The 1,170-nt window shown below is 58.8% G+C and carries 1 protein-coding gene; it reads right to left on the bottom strand.

The genetic code is table 11. The features are described 5' to 3' along the window. Window positions 1–17: 17 nt before the first annotated feature. Window positions 18–1,081, bottom strand: a protein-coding gene (locus tag J3E64_RS20595) for an IS630 family transposase (RefSeq protein ID WP_218147078.1) whose coding sequence is annotated in 2 segments (ribosomal slippage) — window positions 18–587 and window positions 590–1,081 — 1,062 coding nt in all. Because the reading frame shifts where the segments join, the coding sequence is not laid out codon by codon here. Window positions 1,082–1,170: the final 89 nt, after the last annotated feature.

Here is a 1,170-nt window from a genome sequence, read left to right as displayed (position 1 = left end):
ATACCAACCTGCATTGATCACGACCCACATGCCCATTTGCGGCGTCCGATTGTCATGATGCGCCACGGCTGATCGACGAGCCTGTTCCAAGCTTCGCAGCAGAGGTCGATGATGTTGTCGTGGGATGTGAAGATGCGGTTTGATAGCCAGTTATCGCGCATGAACTGCCAGATATTTTCTACTGGGTTAAGCTCAGGACATTTCGGCGGCAGCGGAACGATGCTGATATTCTCGGGCACTTCCAGCTTCCCGGTCATGTGCCATCCGGCCTGATCCATCAGCAGCACGCCGTGGGCACCTGGCTCGATAGCGAGCGATATTTCCGCCAGGTGCAGCGACATGGTCTGGGTATTGCAGAACGGAAGGATCAGGCCAGCCCCTTTGCCGAGTTCGGGGCAGATGGCACCAAAGATATAGGCTGATTTCGTCCTCTGATCCTTCGGTGCCGACGGCCGAGTGCCGCGCTTGGCCCAGCGGCGGGTGATCTTGTTTTTCTGGCCGATGCGGGCTTCGTCCTGGAACCAGACCTCTATCGGCGTGCCGCGCGGAAGGGCTGCTTTGATCTTTGCCAGCTCTGCTGCAAAGCCCCCTTTTTGAAGTCCTCCATCGCATATTCGTTCTGGCTATGGTGGCGTGGGCGCGCCGTCAGTTTGACATAGCCCAGCTTCTTCAACTCCCGCCCCACGGTCGTTTCCGTCAAGGACACGCCGAACTCATCATGGAGCCACCGCGCCAGATCGATCAGTCGCCAGCGGACAACTCCATGGATCGCCGGTATCGGGCCGCTTTCAACGATCTCGGCAAGGGCCATGCGCTGGATATCATTCAACAAGGGGGGCTTGCCCGGTGCCTTGCCGTCGAGGAGCCCATCAGGACCTTGATCATTGAACCGCACGACCCAGTCGCGCACGATCTGTAACGTTACTCCGCCGATACGCGCCGCATCGCTGCGGCTCCCGCCGTCATAAATTTCCGCCAAGGCCAGTAGCCGACGACCCTGGTTCGCGCTTCTGGTCGCGCGCGCCAGCCGTCTCAAGCCTGCCGCATCAAAGTCGTCCCGCAATCCAATCGCTGCACCCATGGCAATGCCCTCCAACCGGCACCCATAGATTCAGACATTCATCGCTTTGGGAATCCCCAACGTGAGTCAGGATCATTGGAGGTTGGTAT

Source organism: Sphingobium sp. OAS761 (genome assembly GCF_024168485.1).
Lineage (GTDB): Bacteria > Pseudomonadota > Alphaproteobacteria > Sphingomonadales > Sphingomonadaceae > Sphingobium.
The sequence above is the reverse complement of the archived record's forward strand: the minus strand, read 5'-3'. Positions and strand labels throughout refer to the sequence as shown.